General features: G+C 48.8%; 2 protein-coding genes. One reads left to right on the top strand and one right to left on the bottom strand.

The annotated features are described in order from the left end of the window. Positions 1 to 90 precede the first annotated feature (90 nt). Complete coding sequence (locus ACTIE0_RS22730) at positions 91 to 1,329, top strand: LL-diaminopimelate aminotransferase (RefSeq protein WP_006621521.1); 1,239 nt, start codon at positions 91 to 93, stop codon at positions 1,327 to 1,329. Between the two features lie 105 nt (positions 1,330 to 1,434). On the opposite strand, the gene infB is transcribed toward ACTIE0_RS22730, so the two are convergent. Beyond that, positions 1,435 to 4,581 carry a translation initiation factor IF-2 gene (gene infB / locus ACTIE0_RS22725; protein WP_006670620.1) on the bottom strand — a complete coding sequence of 1,049 codons (3,147 nt, stop codon included), beginning with the start codon at positions 4,579 to 4,581 and terminating at the stop codon, positions 1,435 to 1,437. Positions 4,582 to 4,912: the final 331 nt, after the last annotated feature.

Genomic DNA, 4,912 nt, shown 5'->3' with positions numbered 1-4,912 from the left:
TTACCTTAACGGGTAATAGTGCTATCGTCGCATTGTCAGGCAATAGCCGGATAAATGTCGCGTAAATGTATCAGTGTTTGCACAGTAACGATGACAACTATTAACGATAATTACCTGAAACTCAAAGCTGGCTACCTATTTCCAGAAATCGCCCGGCGGGTTAATACCTTTGCGGAAGCCAACCCCGACGCACAAATAATTAAACTGGGAATTGGTGATGTCACGGAACCTTTACCAGAAGCCTGCCGAACTGCTATGATTAAAGCGGTCGAGGAAATGGGCGATCGCTCCACATTCAAGGGCTATGGACCAGAACAGGGTTATAGCTGGTTGCGCGAAAAAATTGCCCAACATGACTTTCAAGCCAGAGGCGGCGATATTGACGCGGAGGAAATCTTTATCTCTGACGGTTCCAAATGCGACACTGGGAACATTCTGGATATTTTTGGCAAAGATAACACCATTGCCGTCACAGATCCAGTATATCCCGTCTATGTAGATACCAACGTCATGGCAGGAAATACCGGACCCGTGAATGAGCGTGGGGAATATGAGGGGTTGCTATACCTTCCCATTACCGCCGAGAATAATTTTACCGCCGAAATTCCCAGCGATCGCGTCGATTTAATTTATCTGTGTTTTCCCAATAACCCCACAGGCGCTACAGCCACCAAAGAACACCTGAAAAAATGGGTTGATTACGCCCGCGCCAACGGTTCAATTATCCTATTTGATGCCGCCTACGAAGCCTTTATTACCGACCCCAGCTTACCTCACTCCATCTATGAAATTGAAGGCGCTCGTGAATGTGCGATCGAATTCCGTTCCTTCTCCAAAAATGCTGGTTTTACCGGCACTCGTTGCGCCTTCACAGTCGTTCCCAAAACATTAATGGCAAAAACATCCTCCGGGTCTGATGTCGAGCTGTGGAAGCTGTGGAACCGCCGCCAGTCCACCAAATTTAACGGAGTTTCCTACATTATACAACGGGGAGCCGAGGCAGTGTATTCCCCAGCCGGACAATCCCAAATCCAACAACTCGTAGATTTCTACCTAGAAAACGCCCAAATCATTCGCGAAAAATTGACCGCAGCCGGACTCACAGTTTATGGTGGTGTCAACGCCCCCTATGTATGGGTCAAAACCCCCAGCGGTCTATCAAGTTGGGACTTTTTTGATAAATTACTGCAAACCTGTAATGTAGTAGGAACACCAGGTTCCGGTTTTGGTGCAGCCGGGGAGGGATATTTCCGCATTTCAGCCTTTAACAGTCGTCAAAACGTAGAAGCCGCCATGGAACGCATCACAGACAAGTTTAAAGCCCTCTGAAATTAGTTCACAGCAGAAACCCCGGCTTATTAAATAAACCGGGGTAGCCTGCGCCAGACCCTCATTACTGGCGCACCAATAATCTCTAGCTAACCAACAAAGTCCCTAGCGGGAGAGAGTCCGACGCTTAGTGACCATTCGATAGGCTTCAATAGAGTCGCCCTCATTCCAGTCATTGAAATTTTCAGCCGCAATACCACATTCATATCCGGCATTAACTTCCTTCACATCATCTTTAATCCGCTTGAGGGAGTCAAGGAAGCCATCATGGACTGTCTGTCCACCACGATGAACTCGGATTTTGCAGTTACGAATCAGCTTACCAGACTGAACATAACACCCAGCCACACGGGAACGACCCACAGGGAAAATAGCCCGCACTTCCGCTTGACCAAGAGGTTCTTCCACCAATTCCGGTTCTAGCATACCCTCCATCGCTGCTTCAATATCATCGAGGAGGTTATAGATAATGTTGTACTCACGAATATCTACACCCGCGCGGTCAGCCGCTTGGCGTGCGCCACTAGCCGTAGTAGTATTAAAACCAATCAGGACCGCATCACTAGCGGCTGCTAGGTCAATATCAGTTTCTGTCACCTCACCCGGCGCTGCTAACAGCAGTCGCAGTTGTACCTCCTTCTGGGGTAATTTCTTCAGGGCATTAACTATAGCCTCTACAGACCCCTGAACATCAGCTTTCAGAATAATATTGAGGTCTTTAAGTTCTCCCTCCTGAACCCTAGCCGACAAAGCACTGAGGCTAACTCGACCCTGGAGTAAGCGAGACTGTCGAGCTGTATTCGCGCGTTCCGAAGCCAAAGCCGCCGCCTCTTTTTCGCTCTCAAACACCTCAAACTCATCTCCGGCCGCCGGAACATCCCGCAAACCCAAAATCTCAACAGCAAAGGAAGGGCTGGCATTCTCCACCCGTTGACCATGATCATCAATCATAGCCCGAACCTTACCCAGAGCCGAACCTGCTAAGATCACATCTCCTACCCGCAGAGTCCCATTCTGTACTAACAGAGTAGCCACCGGGCCGCGCGCTTTATCTAGGTTAGCCTCAATCACCGTACCCTTAGCCATACGGTTAGGATTAGCATAGAGGTCCTCAACTTCCGCCACTAACAGCAACATCTCTAGGAGAGTGTCGAGATTTCCGCCATTAATAGCACTAACTGGAACCATAATCGTATCACCGCCCCACTCTTCAGGAACTAAACCATATTCCGTCAGTTCCTGCTTAACTCTGTCCGGTTGAGCCGACTCCTTATCCATTTTGTTAATGGCAATTACCATTGGCACACCCGCCGCCTTAGCATGGCTAATAGCCTCCACCGTCTGAGGTCGCACCCCATCATCAGCAGCTACCACCAGAATAGCAATATCAGTAACTCTCGCTCCCCTGGCTCGCATAGCTGTAAAGGCTTCGTGACCAGGAGTATCTAAGAAAACTACCTGTTGAGTCTCGCCGGACTCATTTTGCACATCAACATGATAAGCACCAATATGCTGGGTAATGCCTCCCGCTTCTCCCTGGGCTACCTTAGTTTTGCGAATAGAATCGAGTAGGGTAGTTTTTCCGTGGTCAACGTGACCCATAATCGTTACCACTGGCGGACGGCGTTGGAGATTATCCAAATCTTCCGCATTGAGGATATTATCAGGTTTTTGAGCCGCTGATTTCTGCTCCTCGGTTACCACCGTAACCTCTAATTCTTCACAAACCATCGAAATAGTTTTGAAATCTAGGGTTTCTGTGATATTAACCGCAATACCACGGGAGAACAGACGCTTGATAATTTCGGTTTCCGCAATTGACAGAGCATGGGCGAGTTCCTGAACCGTCATCGGTCCTTGAACCACTAAACGCTCCACCTTTTCTGGTAATGCTGGTGTAGGCGCGCGCCGAGAAGCAGCCGCCCCGCTACCACTACCACCACTACCACCGGAATGGCGAGATGGTGCTGATTTCTTTCGTCCCTGATTAGAGACTGCAGCCAATTTTCCGCTTCCCGAAGCAGTTTTAGCCTTGGGAGGTCGAGCCAAGGATATACTCAGAGCCTCGGACTCGGAGCTATCAGTGGTCAGGCTATCAAAATCATCATCGTCCTCATCGTCAATCAGAGGCTTAATCCGGGGGCGCTTGACCTTGGCTTTACCTGCCTTACCACCCTTTTCATCAATATCATCATCATCATCATCCACAGAACTCGCACGCTTAGGTGAAGTCATGGGTTGAGGCCGCTTCAGCGTTAAACCGCGTTTGGGGCGCTTAGAATCCAATAGACCATCATCTTCAGGTATAGCCCCGATATCGCTATCATCCTCGATGATTTCAGTCGGTTCGGTTTTAATGGCTACGCTTGGTTGTCTCGAAGGTGGTGGTTGCAGTTCCGGCATCGACCTGGCAGGTTTCACCGTAGAAACCCGCTTTTTCACCTCTCTAACCTCTTGGTTATCAGAGGTAACTGGCCGTTTTTTATGTTTGGAAGCTACTGGTTTATCAGCTTTATCAGCTTTATCAGCGCTTTTCTCCACGGGACCGCTCCCGGACTGACTGGGTTTGGGAGTGGGCTTATTCTGTTTTAAAACGGGCTTACGAGACGGTTGCGGAGATTTACTAGCCGTCGGTACAGGTCTGGCGGGTGGCCCTACTAAAGTGGGCGATTCTTCCTCAGTTGTAACTGAGCTGGTCGAAGTAGTCGATTTAGGCATCTTGGCGATCGCTTTTTCGGGTCTATTAGCCCCGCTGACATCATCAAAGGCTGTGTTAATTCCAGAAGAGGTAACTTCCACAGGGAGTTGGCGGGGGGGTTGGGGGGAATTATTGGGTTTTGGCAATTCGGATATATTGGTTTCGGAACTGACAGATGATTCGGACAAGTTAGGGGGTTTGGGGGGAGTGGCAACGGATGCAGCAGGAGGCTCAGGCTGGGGTGAGTCTGCCGGTGATGGTTGATTTTCTGGTCTGATGAGGTTTGGCCTGCGAATTTCTAAAATCTGTTGTTTTTTCTTGTCCACAGCACCACCAGCATGGGACTGATGGGCTGCATCAGGATTTTCATCAGACCATGCGGAAATGGGATGACTGGCAACGTATTTCTGGATCCGTTCAGCATCTGATTCCGTAATCGTACTGCTATGGCTTTTGACAGAGATATTCAGCCGTTCACAGACGGCTAAGATGTCTTTGTTCTCCAAATTTAACTCTCGTGATAGTTCGTAAATTCTGACTTTGACGTTGTTCATCCACTCTTGCCTCTTCGTACCAACCCGTTTTTAATTATATTGACATTATTTTAGGGGTGTTACCAACTGCGATCGCCTCCACTGGGTTACACTGTACCACTTTTGATCGCGATCGCGATCGGCACTAGATCAACTCACCCTTGTTTACGACAGAAACAGTTTAAGCCTTGAACAGAACATAATCCTAATTAGGCCCGCCCTCATACCCCTATTTGCCACCTGGGAAACTCTTGTTATTGACTTATGCTGTGATCACCTGATACATTTACGCGACATTTATCCGGCTATTGCCTGACAATGCGACGATAGCACTATTACCCGTTAAGGTAAC

Source organism: Limnospira sp. (genome assembly GCF_051859755.1).
GTDB lineage: Bacteria > Cyanobacteriota > Cyanobacteriia > Cyanobacteriales > Microcoleaceae > Limnospira > Limnospira fusiformis.
The sequence above is the reverse complement of the archived record's forward strand: the minus strand, read 5'-3'. Positions and strand labels throughout refer to the sequence as shown.

Excerpts from the sequence above, each read along its gene's own strand:
- infB (WP_006670620.1), bottom strand. The coding sequence starts at position 4,581 with ATGAACAACGTCAAAGTCAGAATTTACGAACTATCACGAGAGTTAAAT.
- ACTIE0_RS22730 (WP_006621521.1), top strand. The coding sequence starts at position 91 with ATGACAACTATTAACGATAATTACCTGAAACTCAAAGCTGGCTACCTA.